Below are 17,073 nucleotides of genomic sequence, written 5' to 3'. Positions count from 1 at the left end.
TATTCGAACAGCTTTTGTATTAAATGATAATACACACCATTCCGCCCCGGCTGTCGTTGACAATTTTCTGCATGGAATCCTGGAGTTTTGCCTGGCCGTCCTCGGTGATCTGGGCGATTTTGCTGCGGATGCCGTCGTCAACGAGCTGCTCGACGGATTTGCCGAAAATGTTGGTATTCCAGATTCCCTCCGGGCTCTTTGCGCTCTCTTTGATATAGGCGATCAGATCCTCCGCCTGCTGCTCACTTCCGACGATCGGCGCAATCTCCGTCTCGATGTTGGCCTTGATCATATGAATCGACGGGCTCACCGATTTAATTTTCACGCCGTATTTGTTTCCCTGATGGATCACAGCTGGCTCCTCCAGCTGAATCTCCTCCCTCCCCGGAATCACGACGCCGTAGCCGCATCCGCGCACCGCATGAATCGCGTCCTCTACCTTGCGGTACTCTTCCCGCTGTGCCGACAGCTCGCGGATCGTCTGCACCAGATCATACTCGCCTTTGATCTCCACGCCGGCAAGTACACTCAGCATTTCATAATAATACTGCTCTTTCACCTCAATCCGCACCTTCACCGTACCGCTCGCAAGATCCATCGACTGCAGCAGTGTCTGGCTGACATACTGACTGGCAATCGCTGTTTTTCCGCCCACTGCATCCTTCAGGCGCGTCTTTTCCCTGCACATCTCACGGATCTTCTGCAGCAGCTCTGCCTTCAGCGGATGGTCATCGGCAAGAAGCTCCACCCATTTGGGAATATAAAATTCCATCTGCTGAAGCGGAAACTCATACAGCACCTTTTCGAGCATATGCAGAATATCTTCTTTGCGGAGCTGGTCGCAGTTCACCGCCATCGCTGCCACGCCGAATTTTGTTTCAAGCTCCTTTACCTGCCGCTGTGTCTCCTCCCGGTACGGTTTTTTCGCATTCACAAGAATCAGGAAGGGCTTTCCCTGCTTTTTGAGCTCCGCAACGGTTCGTTCCTCCGCCTGCAGAAAATTCTCCCGCGGCAGCTCGCCGAACGATCCGTCGCACGTCACCATAAGACCAATCGTGGAATGTTCTGCGATCACCTTCTTCGTACCGATCTCCGCCGCCTCCCGGAACGGAATCGCCTGCTCGGACCACGGTGTTTTCACCATCCGCTCCTTCTCATTTTCCAGATTTCCCGCCGCGTCCGGCACCAGAAAGCCGACGCAGTCGATCAGTCGCAGCCGGATCGGATCGCCCTCCCCAAGCTGCAGCTCCACGGCGTCTTTCGGCACAAATTTCGGCTCCACCGTTGTGATCGTCTTTCCCTCCCCGCTTAAAGGCAGGGCATCCCGTACCTCCGCCTGTTCCTTTTCCGAAAGATACGGCAGTGCCAGCACCTCCAGGAAACGGCGGATCAGGGTGGACTTTCCCGTCCGTACAGGCCCCACCACTCCGATCAGGAACTGGCCCTTCGTTCGTTTCTGAATATCGCGGTATACTGAATATGCATCCATGCGCTGTTGTCCCCCTTTTGATCTTTGTTGCTATGTACTGTTATATTCTATGAGCCGGCCCCCTCTCCTATCACCAAAACTGCACTGCCGCGCACGCAAAAAAGGCACCGCCGCCCTTTTTTCGGACGCACAGTGCCTTTTTTCTGTCACATTCTTATCTTCAGCCTATGATCAGCTGTTTTTTCTCATGGCAGCCTCTACCACATGGCCGACCAGAACAGATGTGGTAACGGATCCTACACCGCCTGGAACCGGTGTGATTGCCTCAACGATCGGCTCAGCTTTTGCGTATGCAACGTCTCCGCAGAGTTTTCCTTCTTCGTTTACGTTGATTCCGACATCAATAACGGTCTGGCCTGCACGCAGGTAGGTATCATCCACAACACCTGCACGGCCTGCTGCTACGATCACGATATCTGCCTCTTTGACTACAGACGGCATGTCTTTCGTTCTGGTATGGCAGATGGTTACGGTTGCGTTTTTCTTTAACAGCATCATGGCTGCCGGTTTTCCTACAACGAGGCTGCGGCCTACGACAACAGCTTTTTTGCCGGTGCAGTCGATACCGTAGTGGTCGAGGATCTCCATGCAGGCCTGCGGAGTACATGGCGGGAAGCCCTGTTTTGTTCCGGCGAATACACCTACCATGGAACCGTCTGTGATACCGTCTACATCTTTCTCCGGGGAGAGTGCTTTAATAACAGCTGCCTCATCGAGATGTTTCGGGAGTGGACGGAAAATCAGAACGCCATGGATAGAATCATCTTTGTTTACTTTGTCGATGGTCGCCATCAGCTCTTCCTGGGTAACGTCTGCCGGAAGAAGGAATTTCTCGTATGCAACGCCTAAGGTCTCGCAGCGTTTGGTTGCTCCTCTTTCGTAGGAAAGATCATCCTCTCTCTCTCCAACACGGATGATTCCGAGGGTTGGTTTTACTCCTTTTGCTTCCAGCTCTGCTACATTTGCTTTGATCTTCTCATTTAATGCTGCTGTTACTTCTTTTCCTAATAACTGTTTTGCCATTTTTTTATCCTCCGCTTTTCTTTTCGGTCAAAGAGAACTCCTTTTTCAACCCGCTTGCTGCCGGGAAGCTTCTCTGGCCGTTTGTTTTCAGGCTTTCAGTCTTCCCAGTACGTTCCGGAAAATCTCGTCTGCTTTTACGGTATAGACCGCAAGCATTTCATCGCATTTTCGATTCAGTTCTTCTGCATATTCCCGGTTTTTCATAGATTTCGTGTTGATATATACATTCAGGGAAGCACCCTCTAAGGCTGCTTTGCAGAATGTTGCGCCAACACCTGCGTCACTGATCGCAAGTGCAGAACCTTTTGCTGCAAATTCTACGATCAGGTCGATTGCTTCGCAGCATTTTTCCATAATTTCCATTGGAACAGAGCAGGCATCCTTCAGCACAATCTCCATGACTCTTGCTTTTTCTGCCTTCTCCTCCTCTGTCTCGCGCGGCATGCCGTATGCTTTGGAGAGCGGTTCGAACACTTCTGCATCGCGCTCGATCAGGTGAAGCAGTTCGTCCTGAAGCGTGGTTGCTTTTGCCATCAGCTCTTTCATTTCCTCTTCGACATCCGCATATTTCTTTTTACCTACTGTCAGCGCACCAACCATGTTGCCAAGCGCTGTGCCGACAGCGCCAACCAGTGCAGAAGCTCCGCCACCGCCCGGAACCGGTGCTTTGGAACCGAGCACTTCTACAAACTCATTGCAAGGTACTGTTGAAAATCCCATGTTATTTTCCTCCGCTTATTTTTTTCGATCCAGAAGCCATCCTGATGGCCTCAAACCATAACTATTTTGCAGCCAGAGCCTTCAGCATATCAATTGTGACATCTCCCACAACCGCCATATCCTCTCCCTGCGTAAATGCAGCCGGGAAATTGTCCGAAAAGAGGATCTGCGCGGACGGCGGAAACTCATCATCTCCTGCCCATAAAATCAGTCGTACAAAAAGCCCTTTCATAAACTCCAGCTCATATCCGACATCACCGGATGAAATCGCCTGAGCGCCGACACGTTCCATGATCTCACGGAATGCATCCAGCTTTCCGCCAAAGCCAAACGCAAGACGGAACAGGCATCTTCCCTGGAACTGTTTAAAATAAACTTCTCCCCACGGAATCTCCCGGTATGTCAGAAATTTTCCGGTGGATGGGGCAGCTCCGCCCTCGGTCAGATAGCGCAATACCAAAATTTTTGCATTCGGTTTTTTCTCGAGTGGATACCAGCCAATTATCGGCGAAACGCTTCCATCATCTCCAATATGAAATACGTTGTACTCCGGCCACGAAATCCGGTAGGAAACACCCATCAGGGAAACGGTAAACTCCTGTTTTTCCGCATCATACGGAACGTCACACCGGCTGGAAATCTCTTTTGGATCTGCATTCTGATACACTTCCAGATAATGCTCATACGGAATACGCTCTTTGCTGTCTTTTTCGTAATTTAAGTCTACTGCCATGTAAATCCAATTCCTCTCAAAAAGGTTCGCCACAATTCAAAGCAAAACCACATGTGTTTTACCTTGAATCGTAACAGAAAGTTCTGCTTCCGTTTTATGCTTCCACAGACGGAAACATCGTCGTGTCTGTGTGCGGCAGGAAGCACGCCGCTACAAATTCATCCATATAGGTTGGTACCGTAGAGAGTTCCAGATATGTCATGTTCCGGGCAACCTCATACGTTTTCTTCTCTGCTGCTGTCGATAAAAGCATTGAGTACGCACCAGTCAGGGAAGAGTTACCAATGTAATGGAATTTTTCCAGCGGAATATCCGGGAACATACCAATCGTGACGGCATTTTTCATGTTAATACCGCTTCCGATACCTCCCGCTACATATACTTCCTCGATCATGGATACATCCATGTCCAGATAGTTCAGCATCGTACGGATCGCTGAGAAAATCGCGCCCTTGGCACGGATAAAATTGTCGATATCTACTTCTGTAATCTCAACGTCGCGGACGCTTCCGGCTTCCTCTTCAAATGCGATGACATAGCTTCCCATGCCATATTTGTCGTGGCGGATCCGTCTGCCTTCCCGGATAAATTTTCCCTTCGGATTGACCATCTTCGCACGGAACAGCGCTGCAATTACATCGATGATTCCGGAACCGCAAAGACCAATCGGCTTCGTTCCCTCATCTCCGATAACATGGTACGAAGGTTCCATCGTTTCCGGATCGATCGTACATTTTTCAATCGCACCGTCGGTCGCACGCATGCCACAGCTGATATCGCCGCCCTCAAAGGCCGGTCCGGCCGAGCAGGCACAGCTTACCATAAAGTCGGAATTTCCAAATGCAAGCTCGCCATTGGTACCAAGGTCAATAAAGAGACTCATCTCCGGCCGGTTCCAGATCATGCTGACCAACGCGCCGGCAGTAATATCTCCGCCCACATAGCTTCCGATGTTCGGTGCCAGAATGATATGGGCGTCCGGATGAATCGCAAGATTGACATCCGATGCAAACAGTGAGTTTGTCTTAAAGAAGGCCGGAATATACGGCTCCATCCGAAGCGGATCTGCATTGATGCCCATCATCAGATGCTCCATGGTAGTGTTTCCGGCAATCGCCGCACGGTAAATCTGCTGACTGCTGATTTTCGCTGCACGGCACATGTTGGAGATCATCGGGTTTAAGGTTTCTTTGATGATTGCATTTTGCAGTCTTTCATGGCCTCCCGGTTTCTGGGATTCAATGATACGGTTGATAACATCCGCACCATACCGGATCTGTCCGTTTCCGGAAGAGGCTTTTGCCAGGATTTCTCCGCTCAGCATATCCACGATCAGTGCAGAAACTGTCGTTGTTCCAATGTCGACAACGAGACCGCCGACAACTGCTTTTGCTTCCATTGGAAGCATATCGTATAAAAAGACGTCATTTGCCGTAACCCGGACGACACACTGTGCCTGAAAATGGGATTCTCGAAGGACATCCGGCATTTTTTTCAGTACAGAGTACGGAATCCGTACCCGGTCAAGCCCCGTCGCTGCCTGTACAGCCCAGGTTACTCTCTCGTTATCCGGCATCGTATCATCCAGAGTAGGCTCTTCCATTGAGATTGTAATCACCTGCATGCTGTTTTTCAATTCCAGGCCGGCGTCTGTAATTTTCTTTTTCGTATCTTCAAAAATTGCAATTTCACTCGGTGAACTAAGATCTGCCACTTTCATGCGGCTCCGGTAAGCGGATGCAATGTCCGGCACTTCCACTTCAACATCGCCCCTGATGGTGCTGACGCACGCCAGTCTCCAGCCATTCTGATATTCTTCCTCAGAAATATGGCGGGTTATTTTGGAATCCAGCTCACCGCTCACAAGACGAACGCGGCATTTACCGCACGATGCGTTTCCGGAACACGGTGCATCGATCGGCACATTGCTCTTCTGCGCTACTTCAAGAAGGCGCTCACCCTCGGTTGCGTAGGTGACTACCGGTTCTCCCTCTTCAAATCGAAAGGTTACTTTTGCCATAATCTGTAAATCCCCCAGTCGTATATATTCTCCGCTGTTTTTTTTCCGCTTTTAGATAGAAAAACCCCTGATGGTGCCTCAGGTTTTCGCAAACGCTGCGGCACCATCAGGGGAAAACCTGCGAGATTTAAAGATTAAAGCTCCAGATAAGAATCTGCATACAGAGTGTTGCCTTTGAATACGTCACAGGATTTAATGGTCTCCATCAGTCTCAGGTCATTCGGGTTAACGATGGCACTGGTCAGACCCTGCATCATAGCCATAGCTACAAGTGCGGAATCCATGATCGGACGGATGTTTTTCGGCATACCGTTGGAGTTGTTGGAAAGGCCGCCGGTAGAATTCAGTCCCATATCACTGAACATCTTGATGCACTCAAGAACTTCCATCTGTTTGTCCTGCATTCCTTTTACAACCAGGAACAGCGGGTCAAACCACAGATCGGTCGGCTCCATACCATGCTCCATACCTCTTTCCAGAAGGGTCTGGCAGTACATCATACGCTCGTCGTTGTCTTTTGCAATTCCTTCGCCGTTGCAAAGTGCAATAACGATTGCATCGTTTGCAGCCGCAAGGTCAACGTACTCGATTCTTCCTGCAGCATCTGCAGAGTTTACGATCGGTTTTCCTTTGGAACGGTTGTATACAGAGATACCAGCCTCAATTGCTTTTTTGTTAGATGTATCCAGAGCCAGCGGAACATTGTCAAAATTGCTCTGCAGCAGCTCAACAGCCCATTTCATGATGTCTTCTCCATCATTCTCAGCCGGTCCGATGTTTACATCAAGGTAAACGGCACCAGCGTCCAGCTGCTGTTTTGCTCTCTTTAAAATTGGCTCTTCATCTCTTGCTGCGAATGCTTTGTTTACAGTAGGAGCTGTAACGGAAAGTCTTTCGCCGATGGTTACAAATTTTGCCATATCTCTTCTCCTTTTCTTTTGGGAATCCCCCATAATTATTTTTTCACGGAAGAAACTTCCGGATACCGGAGTTCCTCCCGGAATTTTTATGTATTACAGTTCTCCGTTTGCCTGCAGATCTTTCATGAATTTTACAAGCTGAACCGCCTCAAGCGGAGCAACGATTACTTCCCATCCAGGAAGCTTGGACTCAATGTCGCCCTTTAATACGGCTACTTTACCAGGAATGATAACTTTTCTGGATTTTACTTTATCTTCTACATTCTCTTTGAAGAATTTGGAGATAGAGTTACCGGAGAATTTACCTGCTGCCCAGGATGTCAGTACAGAAAGTCCACCGGCGTCGTTGATTACAAGGTTGACCGGAACTCCGGATCTCTCGAGCTCTCCGGATACCAGGAAATAGGTCAGAGCAAAGTCTACGGTGGTCAGGCAGATCGAATTTTCATCTGCGCCGTTCAGCGGGTAGATGCCCGGCTCTACTTTCATCGGTTTCTGCGGATCGGTAAATACGTTCTGGCGAAGTCCGAATACCGGAAGTGCCTCTGCGTATCCCATTTCCTCAAGAACAATAATGGAACCGTATTTCATGGTGAACAGGGAAAGCAGTGCCTGCTGCATATATCTGTCGCCCTGTGCAATTTTTGCCAGATTTACAATAGACGGATAACCAAAGGTACGGTCTGTATCCTTTAAGGATGCACGTCTTACCTGTACGGTAGTAGCAAAGGTCTCTTTGATGGTCGCTTCTGTGGTATCAAGAACAAGGTTCTTGTTGCCGAGTTTCTCGATTGCTTCTACGGTGTCGTGAAGCTCATCAATGTTTGCGCCACTTACGCCGAGAACAACGCCTGCCTCTGTGGCAAGTTTGCTCATCTCTTCATAATTGGATGCATTTGCACCATTCAGGATCGGTTTGCCTGCTTTGCATACTTCCAGAGCAGCTTTTGCAGCTTCTGCGTCCTCACAGCCAAGTACCAGAACTTTTCCGGTTGCTGCTGCTTTCGTTACAAGAGATACGTATTTGTCTACGCCATTTCCGGCATAGTTTACATACAGCATCTCTGCGCACATACGCTCACCGATACGGTCGTAATCAACTTTTTTGTCTTCTTCCAGTTTTGCGTCGATCTCTTCGTCAGACATGCAGCTGCAGAGAGATACTGCATAACGGGTTTTGCTTACAAATGTTTTCTCATGACGATAGAGAACCGTCTCTCCGCCAAGGGTGTACTCACTGTCGCCGGTTCCGACTTTGATGGTCTTCATTGGCGGTGCGGTAGCTTCGGAAAGCTGTGCCATAGCGTCGTCAGACATATATGGGCACGCTGAAATATCCATAGCGCCCTGTGCAACCTTCATGGAGAATGCCATACAGGTCGGACATCCGCACTCTTTACAGTTTTTCTTTGGGGTCATTTTAAAAATCTGAATACCTGATAATGCCATAATTCTTTATCCTCCTAATCTCTTCCTTACGTACTGATTACATCAGTTCCTGAATCATTTTGGAAATGGTTGCAACAGACTGTGGATGTTTGAGGATAACTGCATCAGAACCAGAAGCCAGAGATGCGGCTGCTGTCTGAATCTCCATAGAGATTCCTCGTACTTCCTGATTTCCCCATTCCGGAGATTCCTCTTCTGTTGCCATTGCCTCTTTTACATTCCATGTCTCAGAAGCGATTGGAGTAATAATTGGCATCTGCAGCATTTTATCGTCCTGGGATAATGCTGCTGCTTTGATACGGTCCAGTGTAGATACTACGTACTCATATCCGTATCCGACTGCTGCAGAACCTACGTTCATAACAATGCTGTCCGCGCTGACACCAAGCTGGGTCATAACAACATTCAGCTGTTTTGCAAGGTTGATATCTACAGCGGACTCAGCGCCGACTTTCTGGCTGTATGCCAGACCTGCGGCTGCACCAACTGCCTTGTAATCTTCTTCTCTTGCGGACATAACAAGAACGTTTCTTCCCTGAAGGACCTCTGCTACTTTTGTGAGCAGTTCGGAATCCTTCTCAACGTTTTTACATCCTTCTACAACAAGCGGCACGTCAACGGCATCAGCAACCTCTTTGACTGTCTCAATGAGTTCTTCTACCGATTTGTTCAGACCGTTCGGGTCTCCGCCTGCCAGACGAAGGCAGAGGAAATCTGCACCTTCCATAGCTGCTGCTTTTTTTGCAATCTCGCCCATGGTAGCTGCACCTTCATAGTATGCTTTTACGCTTTCCGGTTCTCCTTCCATACCAAGGTCTGTGATTTCAACGCCGACCTTCGGTCCGTTTTTGATTTCACCGTCGAAAGCATAGAATGGTAATACGTTTTCTCCGCCAAGAGTTACGGTTTTGTCTCCGCTGCCGATTACAACGGATTTAATTGCTGCATTAAACTTTTGTGGTTTGCGATTAAACGGCATAAAAAAAGCCTCCTTAAAAATAAATTCCATACAGGCATATCTCCATGATTCCGCTTCATGGACACACCTGTTATTATTTTAACGTTTTTTCCCGGAGAATGCAAGATTTACCAGGATATTTTCCAAGATTTTCTGACAAAAAGTATCCGTTTTCTCTTCGTCAGCCGTTTTTTTCCAGAAAATCACTTTACAGCTGCCGGCATGTGCCGGAAAGGGCTTCCTCCTCCGCTTTGGAATCCCCTCCCAAGCCATGCCGGTCTGCTTATTCTTTCACAGGATAAGCCTGTAAAATACGAATTACATCATTGGATCCATGCCAAGTGCCGGATGACCTTTCTCGGTCAGGAATGCAACCAGTGTCTCCGGATCTTCTGCGATGGTCTCGTCACCGATCATATCGGTAAAGTTGTCGATACCGTACAGCTCTTTTGCTGTTTCATTCAGTTTCTCTGCAACCTGCTCTTTCAGCTCTTTCGGCATCCATACGATACGGGCAACGCCGCCTTCTGCTTTCATAAATTTCTTGGAAGCGATAAAGTGTTTGCCGTGTCCCATGAATCCAGGAGTCTGAACACCGCCGCCTGTCATGGAAGCCAGCTCGGAGAAGGTCATTCCCAGAGGAGTCATGCCTGCGTACTCACGGTTTGCGATGCAGACACCGTTGGAGAACGGCTCGATACCACAGATACACTCGAAGCATCCGCAGGATGTCATTGGTTTTTCCATGATGGAGTACAAAGATACATCATCAAGAGCGCCCTGGGAAAGTTTACGAACAGCCTCGTTAACATCCTCGTACTCACCGATTCTCTCATCGATTACTTTTTCTTTTGTGATAACCTGGCAAGGTCCGTTCGGATCCAGCTCGTTGGTAGCTTTTGCATCCAGCCATGAAACAGCACCGCAAAGTCCGAGACGCTCTGGTGTAACAACACATACATGGCTCGGGGAGAATGCCTGGCACATGATACAGCTGTAGTATACCGGTACGGATTCATCTGTCATGGTAGACAGACGCTCATCACGTTTGTCGAATACCGGAATTGCAATTTCGTGACGGATCTTGGTACAGTCTTCCGGATTGGTGTAGATCTTAACCTGACATTTGTCAACAACAGCCTCGAACTCGTTCTTCACCTGTGCGTACAGAACTTCTCCGAAGTGTTTTGCACGGAAGCCTGCGTTGAAAGCTTCTTTGCTGACACGGATACGGATCATATCACGCTGTCCGGTATGCATCACACCTTCGATGCAGTTCAGGTAGCTGTGGAATTTACGCTCAAATACAGGCTCGAAATCCGGCTGCATGCTCTTTCCGGCAACCTCAACAACGTATGCAATGCTGTGCTTGGAACCTACCTCGAACTCGTCGATGTCCGGTCCGATCAGCTCGATCTTGTGATCTTCTACTTCGGAAGCATCTTTTGTCTGAACCAGCTCGCAGCAGTCTACACGGGAACCGTCAAACTCAACCTGCATATCACCGCGGCGGATGATTTCGCCCTCAAATGCAGATGCGAATGCAACCGGGATATCGATGTTTGTAATTTTAATCTTGATGTCGCGGGCTTCCAGAGAAGTTGCGTTGAATTTGGAAACGTCCTTCTGGATAATGAGACTCTTCGGAATAGCCGGAACGTCTTTGTCATCGTTTGTGATAACCGGGAAACCAAGTGCAATCGCACCAGCGCCGCATGCAACGATCACATCATCCAGAGGAGCAAAAGCATTTACGAATGCCGGTACACGGTCTTTGGTGTAGGTCATCAGTGCGCCTGCATCGCCTGCAGTTACGTTACCGAAGATCAGGGCTGCACGGATTGCTACGGATACAACGTGGATTACAGATGTTACGTCTTTTCCAAGCGGGATGACACGTACGTTTGCGCCGGTCTTGTATCCTAATTCCTGACACTGATCAATGATTCGGCCAACCAGTGTTACAAGAATACCCTGTGCCTGATAGCTCTTAACCAGATCCACGCCTTCCTGTGCGGTCGGAGCGCTTCCAAGGATAACAGCTACGCCCGGGATATCGCCTGTTACAAGCGGCACACCAAGCTCACGGATGATGGCATCGCTTAAATGGCCGTAGCACGGCTCATCATATGGTTTTGCACCGTCGATGTATTTAATTGCCTCGATGAACTCTGCGCAGAGTGCAGTTGCAACACCGGACATAAATACATCATTCAGCTGATTTTCTCTTGTCATCAGAGATTTTACCACGCCAAGAGCCTCTTTCATCTCTTTTAAGTTGGTAACCTTTACTCCTGTTACAGCATAGTAACACGGAAGTGCGTAAGCAGTGTCCGGGAAGCTGACTGCTTTTTCCTCTCCGTTTGCTGCGATTGCGGCATCAATGGCAGCTTCGGTAAGACCGTATACTGCATCATTTCCGCCAAATACTCTCTCGAATAATGTCATGTGTTTTTCCTCCTATCACACTTTTTCCATGCCAGGCATGTTTGACTTATCGATTTTTGTTTTTATTTTCCGTATCTCTTCTACTGCAGCCGCGCTGTAATCATATGGAGACGAACCTTCCCTGTCCGCTTCCATAATTTCCGGGTTGTAGTGGACCATGCCCAGAAGATCCTCCGGGGGGATACGGTCCTGTATGAATGCCTCATCTTTTTCGTCGCGTACTTTGTTTGCCACGACATGAACCTGATGAACGCCAAGCTCTTCGGCCAGACGTTTGACATTCTTATAGGTCTGAATACTTCTTGCACCCGGCTCGATGACTACGATGAACATATCCATGCCCTCCGTCGTTCCTCTTCCCAGATGCTCAAGGCCTGCTTCCATGTCGAGGATGACAACATCCCCTCTGTGAAGGACCAGGCTGTTGATGATTCTCCGCAGCATCACATGCTCCGGGCAGACACAGCCGCTTCCGGCCGTCTCCACGGTGCCAAGCGTCAGGAGTTTGACTCCATTGTACTCTTTGCTGTATTTATCGGGGATATCACTTACTCTCGGATTTATCTTGTAAAACCGGTTGTCTGCACTTGCCTCGGTGCGCTCTTCGATCAGTTTTCTCATTTTGGTAATCGGAATGATCGAATCGAGGATTTCTTCCGGAAATCCAAGCGCAAGGCCCAGATTGGCATCCGGATCGACATCTGCAGCCAGAACCGGATGGCCTTCTTCTGCATAAAGTCTTGCAAGGGTGGCTGCGATGGTTGTTTTTCCTACGCCGCCCTTTCCAGTTACTGCTATTTTCATTTTACACCTTTTCACTTCAAAAAGGGCGGTCTCTTTTTACGTCAGGGACCGCCCTGTCCTTTTTATACGCCGAGTGCGGCACGTTTCTCTTCGATTCGTGCGAGCATTGCATCGCCCAGCTTGTCGATGTCTTTTTCTACTGTGTAAGCTGCCTCAACCCAGTCGCGGACACCGTTGGTCAGGAGTCCTGTTACCTCAGTGGATCCGGATACGTACGGCTCTACGCCAAGGTAAGTATCGATACCGGTTGCTACAACATAGTTTCCGATGGAAACTGCTTTCTCAGACATCCACTCCGGAGCACATCCGACAACCGGAAGCTGGGAAATATTGACATTACCGATTTTAGCAAGTTCTGCTACAAGAACCATCATACGGGAGATATCAACGCAGGATCCCATGTGGAGTACCGGCGGGATATCAGCCAGCTCGCAGACACGTTTCAGACCTGCACCGCAGAGATCTTTAGCACGTTTGTCCATCAGACCTGCTCTTGCTGCTGCCTGTGCAGAGCATCCGGAAGCAACGATGATAACGTCGTGCGCGATCAGCTTCTTCATCAGCTCGATGTGAGCGGTGTCCGGACGGACTTTCGGGTTGTTGCATCCTACCATGGCAACTGCACCGCGGATAACGCCGGATGCCACACACTGCCACAGCGGCATCAGAGTTCCGGTCTGGTCAACCTGGGAATTGGTTACTTTATCCAGAGTCTTGATGATGGACTCAAAAGAGTATCCAACGGTTGCTTTCTGCTTCATATGCGGGATATGTACCAGCTCCGGTTTCCGGTTTTTAAAGTTTTCAATTGCCATTTTTACGATGGCTTTTGCATTCTCACCTGCTGTTTTTGCGTTGAAACGAATGTATTCTGCATCCGGCATCTGCGCAATCGGGCTGGTGGTAACGAATTTAGTATGGAAACATTTGCTTAAAGGTCCAAGGGCCGGGAAAATACACTGTACGTCAACAACGATGGCCTCGCAGGCACCGGTCAGTACCACGTTTTCCTGCTGCAGGAAGTTACCTGCCATCGGCACGCCGCGGCGCATTGCTACTTCATTGGAAGTACAGCAGACACCTGCCACGTTGATTCCCTTTGCTCCCATTTCTTTTGCATATGCGATCATCTCCGGATCGTCTGCGTATTCGCAGATCATCTCGGAAAGTGACGGATCATGGCCATGAACGATGATATTTACTTCATCTTCTTTCATAACACCAAGGTTTGCCTCGGTTTCGATCGGCTTTGGAGTTCCGAACAGTACGTCAGAGAACTCGGTACCCATCATGGAGCCGCCCCATCCATCGGAAAGTCCGGAACGAAGGGACTGGCGAACGAGTGCTTCCGGAAGGGAAGAACATCCCATATGAGTCATATGAAGAGAACATGCAACCTCACGGTCAATCGCACGCGGTGCGATTTCTTCTCTCTCCCAGATTTCCTGTGTGTGCTGCGGAGCACGTTTCAGGAATCTCTGTGTTCCAAACGGTTTACCATACTCCATCAGAGCCAGCTCGGACATCTCATGTGCCAGATCGTAAATATCTTTTCCTTCTGTCTCTACGCCCCACTCTTTTGCGATACGGATCAGTTTCTCCGGATCTTTTACTTTGTAGTTTCCGTTTGGATCAGCCTCATGCAGTGTGTGGCAGATCTCACGGCCATGATCGGAATGTGTTGCGGAACCGCCTGCTGTAAAGCGCAGGAAGTTACGTCCTACAATACCGTGTACATCGCATCCGCAGATTCCTCTCGGTGCCTTTGGTGTAATACGGCAAGGTCCCATCGTACAGATACGGCAGCAGGTTCCCTGCTCACCGAATTTACAGTGCGGGGTCTGGTTTTTTACACGAAACTGCCATGCGTCAGCGCCAACCTTTGCACCATTTTCCAGGAGCTCATTCGTGGCCTGTTCGAATTCTTCTACGCTTGTTAATTTGAATTCGCTCATCTTGTCCTCCTCAAGATTGTATTTTAATATTTTTATGGTAAAAACATCCTCCCATGGGGGATATTTTACTTTTGAAATATCCCTCCGTCTGCAGCGTGTACAAAGCGGAGGGCAGATTCTCTGTTTTTATAAATCAAGGTTTTCTACGATTTTCTTTAATGCCGCGCGTACCGGAGAGTCTTCCGGCAGACGTACGGTTGGTTTTCCGTCACAGTCATATTCATAAACCTGATCATCGTGCGGAACAACGCCAAGGAGAGTTAATCCCTGTTTTTCAATCTCCTCACGGGTTCCCTCATTTAACACGCCATTCGGCGCACGGTTTACGATCAGTCCTACCTGCTTCGGCTTCATATCGCATTCTTTGATCAGCTCCGCGATTCTCGCAGCGGCCTGTACTCCTCTTCTTGAGCAGTCACTGACCAAAATAGCTGTATCCATTCCCGGAAGTATACCACGGCTGATATGCTCCATGCCTGCCTCGTTATCCACAACCATGAAGGGGTAATTCGGATACAGCTTTGCAAGCTGATTCTGCAGAAGTCCATTGACGAAGCAGTAGCAGCCTTTTCCCTGTGTTCTTCCCATCACAAGCAGGTCAAAATCATCTTCCTCAGTCAGAGCGCCTGCAAATTTAAATTCCGCATAATCTGCCTTGCTCATACCTGCCGGAATCGGGTTTTTGGATGCCATCTCTGCACGGGCAATCTCCTCCCGGATATCTCCAAGGGTAGCTTCTACTTCTACACCGAGTACCTCATTCAGGTTTGAGTTTGCGTCCGCATCAACCGCAAGAACAGGACCTTTTCCTGACTCGCAGAGATACTGGATCAGCAAGCCGCATAATGTTGTTTTTCCAACGCCGCCTTTTCCGGCGACAGCTATTACGTGTGCCATAAAAATCGGATGCCTCCCAAATTCAAGTAATTAATTCATTAAACCAGTGTGCAAAGGCCGGATCTGTCGATGATTTCAGATACGTCTTTCCATTTATTCAGTGCATACAGATGAATTCCATTGACACCGAGTGCACGGTATGCATCAATCTGTTTTACGGTATATTCGATACCCTCTTCTTTGAACTCTGCAACTTTCTTGTCGTAGAATACGTCGAACGGTTTGCCCTCTGCATCTTTTGCTGCAAATGGGTTCGGGAACAGCCAGTGTCTGGAGATCATTCTGGAAAGCTCTCTGTCCATCACACAGCCGTTTCTGGAAAGTGCCATGTTGATGGTAGCTGCCTGATCCAGGATCGGCATAACTCCAACGTCTACCGGCATGGTGATTCCTGCTTTACGGATTGCATCGAGCCAGTATTTGAACTGCTCCATATCCCAGCAGAGCTGTGTCATGATGTAGTCAGCTCCGTTGTCCTGTTTCTGTTTCAGAACTGCGATATCAGACTCCAGACTTCTGCAGGAGATGTGGCCTTCCGGTGAACCTGCAACAGCGATTTCAAATTTGTCGCCGTAGGTATCACGTACGAATTTTACAAGATCCGTAGCGTAGTCAAAGTCACCGCAGGTTGTGGTCTCGCCAAGCGGAATATCACCGCGCAGTGCCAGCATGTGGTCTACGCCGTCAGCCAGATACTGATCCAGCTGTTCTTTAATTCCTTCTTTTGTGTTTTTGATAACGGTGAAATGAGTAACCGGTGTGGTTCCGGCATTTTTGATCATCTGACATACTTCACGGTTTGCTCCGACGTTTCCGCCGCCTGCTCCGTATGTACAGGAAATGTAAGACGGGTTATATTTCATCAGGTGGTCGATGGTACCCGGCAGATTCTGCAGTCCCTTCTCTGTCTTTGGTGGGAACAGCTCAAAAGACAGAAGGGTCTTGTTTTTCATCTCTTCTGAAAGTTTCATAATTCAATTTACCTCCGCTTTAATATGATATATTCCTATTCTAAGTCCCGGTTCGCCTGTTCTGTTTGTTCCGATTCGCAGACCCCGGGGTCTTAAAACCGCTTTTATAGAATAACTGGTTCCGTCAACCAATTATCATTCACAGTCCAGCTCTACGATGCTGTTTGCAAGATCTACCATTTTGATCTTACCCTGCAGTCTGATCTCTTCGCCCAGGATGTCACGGATGAGAACGTATTCTCCATCGACATCGATGCGGCTTACATTTTTACAGACAACTGTGTTTTCCGGATTTTTGTATACCGTTGCAAGGCACATAGCTTACGCCTCCTCTACTTAACTTCTTTCAAATGCTCTTTTACAAGCGTCAGTGCAAGGGACAGGCGCATATTGCCTTTCTGGAAATCGGATACTCCCTCCCTGATCTGTTTTGCGGCGTCCGCCATTCCGGCTTTTTCCAGTTTGTCGGCCATCTCGTCGAGTTCTGCTGCGTGATGTTCATTGTGCTGCAGCATATAGGTTAAAAGGGCAAGATTCTCGTCCTTGCATTTTTCTTCGGAACCGCATGCATTGCAGGCATGTCCGCAGTCTTCTCCCTCGTGATGATGGTCATGGTGATGATGGTGCTCGTCGTGAGCTCCGTGCGGAATGGGATTTCCATTCTCGTCATATAATAAATGCATAAT

General features: G+C 48.8%; 15 protein-coding genes. All 15 read right to left on the bottom strand.

Going from position 1 to position 17,073, the window contains the following annotated elements; all coding sequences use genetic code 11:
- Positions 1 to 19: 19 nt before the first annotated feature.
- Positions 20 to 1,489 carry a stage IV sporulation protein A gene (spoIVA, locus tag DXB83_RS02210; protein ID WP_022461834.1) on the bottom strand — a complete coding sequence of 490 codons (1,470 nt, stop codon included), beginning with the start codon at positions 1,487 to 1,489 and terminating at the stop codon, positions 20 to 22.
- A gap of 171 nt (positions 1,490 to 1,660) precedes the next feature.
- A complete protein-coding gene (locus DXB83_RS02205) occupies positions 1,661 to 2,512 on the bottom strand; it encodes a bifunctional 5,10-methylenetetrahydrofolate dehydrogenase/5,10-methenyltetrahydrofolate cyclohydrolase (RefSeq protein ID WP_022461835.1) in 852 nt (283 codons plus the stop codon).
- 87 nt (positions 2,513 to 2,599) lie between these two features.
- A complete protein-coding gene (locus DXB83_RS02200; protein ID WP_117812876.1) occupies positions 2,600 to 3,232 on the bottom strand; it encodes a cyclodeaminase/cyclohydrolase family protein in 633 nt (210 codons plus the stop codon).
- Between the two features lie 61 nt (positions 3,233 to 3,293).
- On the bottom strand, positions 3,294 to 3,965 hold the full coding sequence (locus DXB83_RS02195) for a DUF3786 domain-containing protein (protein ID WP_055226447.1): 672 nt from the start codon (positions 3,963 to 3,965) through the stop codon (positions 3,294 to 3,296).
- A 94-nt stretch (positions 3,966 to 4,059) separates the two neighbouring features.
- Positions 4,060 to 5,985 (bottom strand): corrinoid activation/regeneration protein AcsV, encoded by a 1,926-nt coding sequence (gene acsV / locus DXB83_RS02190; RefSeq protein ID WP_118697223.1) that lies wholly within the window; start codon positions 5,983 to 5,985, stop codon positions 4,060 to 4,062.
- Positions 5,986 to 6,119: 134 nt separating this feature from the next.
- Positions 6,120 to 6,905, bottom strand: coding sequence for a carbon monoxide dehydrogenase/acetyl-CoA synthase methytransferase subunit (gene acsE, locus DXB83_RS02185; RefSeq protein WP_022462424.1), 786 nt, complete (start codon positions 6,903 to 6,905; stop codon positions 6,120 to 6,122).
- A gap of 93 nt (positions 6,906 to 6,998) precedes the next feature.
- Positions 6,999 to 8,354 (bottom strand): acetyl-CoA decarbonylase/synthase complex subunit gamma, encoded by a 1,356-nt coding sequence (gene acsC, locus DXB83_RS02180; protein WP_117509045.1) that lies wholly within the window; start codon positions 8,352 to 8,354, stop codon positions 6,999 to 7,001.
- 37 nt (positions 8,355 to 8,391) lie between these two features.
- Entirely contained in the window at positions 8,392 to 9,333 is a 942-nt protein-coding gene (acsD, locus tag DXB83_RS02175) for an acetyl-CoA decarbonylase/synthase complex subunit delta (protein WP_117509163.1), read from the bottom strand.
- 297 nt (positions 9,334 to 9,630) lie between these two features.
- On the bottom strand, positions 9,631 to 11,760 hold the full coding sequence (acsB, locus tag DXB83_RS02170) for an acetyl-CoA decarbonylase/synthase complex subunit alpha/beta (RefSeq protein ID WP_117804043.1): 2,130 nt from the start codon (positions 11,758 to 11,760) through the stop codon (positions 9,631 to 9,633).
- A gap of 15 nt (positions 11,761 to 11,775) precedes the next feature.
- Positions 11,776 to 12,564 (bottom strand): ATP-binding protein, encoded by a 789-nt coding sequence (locus DXB83_RS02165; protein ID WP_117509047.1) that lies wholly within the window; start codon positions 12,562 to 12,564, stop codon positions 11,776 to 11,778.
- A 62-nt stretch (positions 12,565 to 12,626) separates the two neighbouring features.
- Positions 12,627 to 14,519: an anaerobic carbon-monoxide dehydrogenase catalytic subunit gene (gene cooS, locus DXB83_RS02160; RefSeq protein ID WP_117509048.1), complete on the bottom strand. Its 1,893-nt coding sequence runs from the start codon at positions 14,517 to 14,519 to the stop codon at positions 12,627 to 12,629.
- A gap of 126 nt (positions 14,520 to 14,645) precedes the next feature.
- Positions 14,646 to 15,416 (bottom strand): ATP-binding protein, encoded by a 771-nt coding sequence (locus tag DXB83_RS02155; RefSeq protein ID WP_022462430.1) that lies wholly within the window; start codon positions 15,414 to 15,416, stop codon positions 14,646 to 14,648.
- A gap of 38 nt (positions 15,417 to 15,454) precedes the next feature.
- Positions 15,455 to 16,387: a methylenetetrahydrofolate reductase gene (locus tag DXB83_RS02150; RefSeq protein WP_022462431.1), complete on the bottom strand. Its 933-nt coding sequence runs from the start codon at positions 16,385 to 16,387 to the stop codon at positions 15,455 to 15,457.
- A gap of 135 nt (positions 16,388 to 16,522) precedes the next feature.
- Positions 16,523 to 16,705 (bottom strand): CooT family nickel-binding protein, encoded by a 183-nt coding sequence (locus DXB83_RS02145; RefSeq protein ID WP_117509049.1) that lies wholly within the window; start codon positions 16,703 to 16,705, stop codon positions 16,523 to 16,525.
- A gap of 14 nt (positions 16,706 to 16,719) precedes the next feature.
- Positions 16,720 to 17,070 carry a hypothetical protein gene (locus DXB83_RS02140; RefSeq protein ID WP_055218122.1) on the bottom strand — a complete coding sequence of 117 codons (351 nt, stop codon included), beginning with the start codon at positions 17,068 to 17,070 and terminating at the stop codon, positions 16,720 to 16,722.
- Between the last annotated feature and the right edge of the window lie 3 nt (positions 17,071 to 17,073).

The sequence above is a fragment of the Blautia sp. OM06-15AC genome (genome assembly GCF_003481425.1).
Lineage (GTDB): Bacteria > Bacillota > Clostridia > Lachnospirales > Lachnospiraceae > Fusicatenibacter > Fusicatenibacter saccharivorans.
The sequence above is the reverse complement of the archived record's forward strand: the minus strand, read 5'-3'. Positions and strand labels throughout refer to the sequence as shown.

Bases quoted from the DNA above. Each gene is read 5' to 3' on its own strand.
- DXB83_RS02140 (WP_055218122.1), bottom strand. From the start codon at position 17,070: ATGCATTTATTATATGACGAGAATGGAAATCCCATTCCGCACGGAGCT.
- spoIVA (WP_022461834.1), bottom strand. From the start codon at position 1,489: ATGGATGCATATTCAGTATACCGCGATATTCAGAAACGAACGAAGGGC.
- acsB (WP_117804043.1), bottom strand. From the start codon at position 11,760: ATGACATTATTCGAGAGAGTATTTGGCGGAAATGATGCAGTATACGGT.
- DXB83_RS02165 (WP_117509047.1), bottom strand. From the start codon at position 12,564: ATGAAAATAGCAGTAACTGGAAAGGGCGGCGTAGGAAAAACAACCATC.
- cooS (WP_117509048.1), bottom strand. From the start codon at position 14,519: ATGAGCGAATTCAAATTAACAAGCGTAGAAGAATTCGAACAGGCCACG.
- DXB83_RS02205 (WP_022461835.1), bottom strand. From the start codon at position 2,512: ATGGCAAAACAGTTATTAGGAAAAGAAGTAACAGCAGCATTAAATGAG.
- DXB83_RS02150 (WP_022462431.1), bottom strand. From the start codon at position 16,387: ATGAAACTTTCAGAAGAGATGAAAAACAAGACCCTTCTGTCTTTTGAG.
- acsV (WP_118697223.1), bottom strand. From the start codon at position 5,985: ATGGCAAAAGTAACCTTTCGATTTGAAGAGGGAGAACCGGTAGTCACC.
- DXB83_RS02145 (WP_117509049.1), bottom strand. From the start codon at position 16,705: ATGTGCCTTGCAACGGTATACAAAAATCCGGAAAACACAGTTGTCTGT.
- acsC (WP_117509045.1), bottom strand. From the start codon at position 8,354: ATGGCATTATCAGGTATTCAGATTTTTAAAATGACCCCAAAGAAAAAC.
- DXB83_RS02195 (WP_055226447.1), bottom strand. From the start codon at position 3,965: ATGGCAGTAGACTTAAATTACGAAAAAGACAGCAAAGAGCGTATTCCG.
- acsD (WP_117509163.1), bottom strand. From the start codon at position 9,333: ATGCCGTTTAATCGCAAACCACAAAAGTTTAATGCAGCAATTAAATCC.
- DXB83_RS02200 (WP_117812876.1), bottom strand. From the start codon at position 3,232: ATGGGATTTTCAACAGTACCTTGCAATGAGTTTGTAGAAGTGCTCGGT.
- acsE (WP_022462424.1), bottom strand. From the start codon at position 6,905: ATGGCAAAATTTGTAACCATCGGCGAAAGACTTTCCGTTACAGCTCCT.
- DXB83_RS02155 (WP_022462430.1), bottom strand. From the start codon at position 15,416: ATGGCACACGTAATAGCTGTCGCCGGAAAAGGCGGCGTTGGAAAAACA.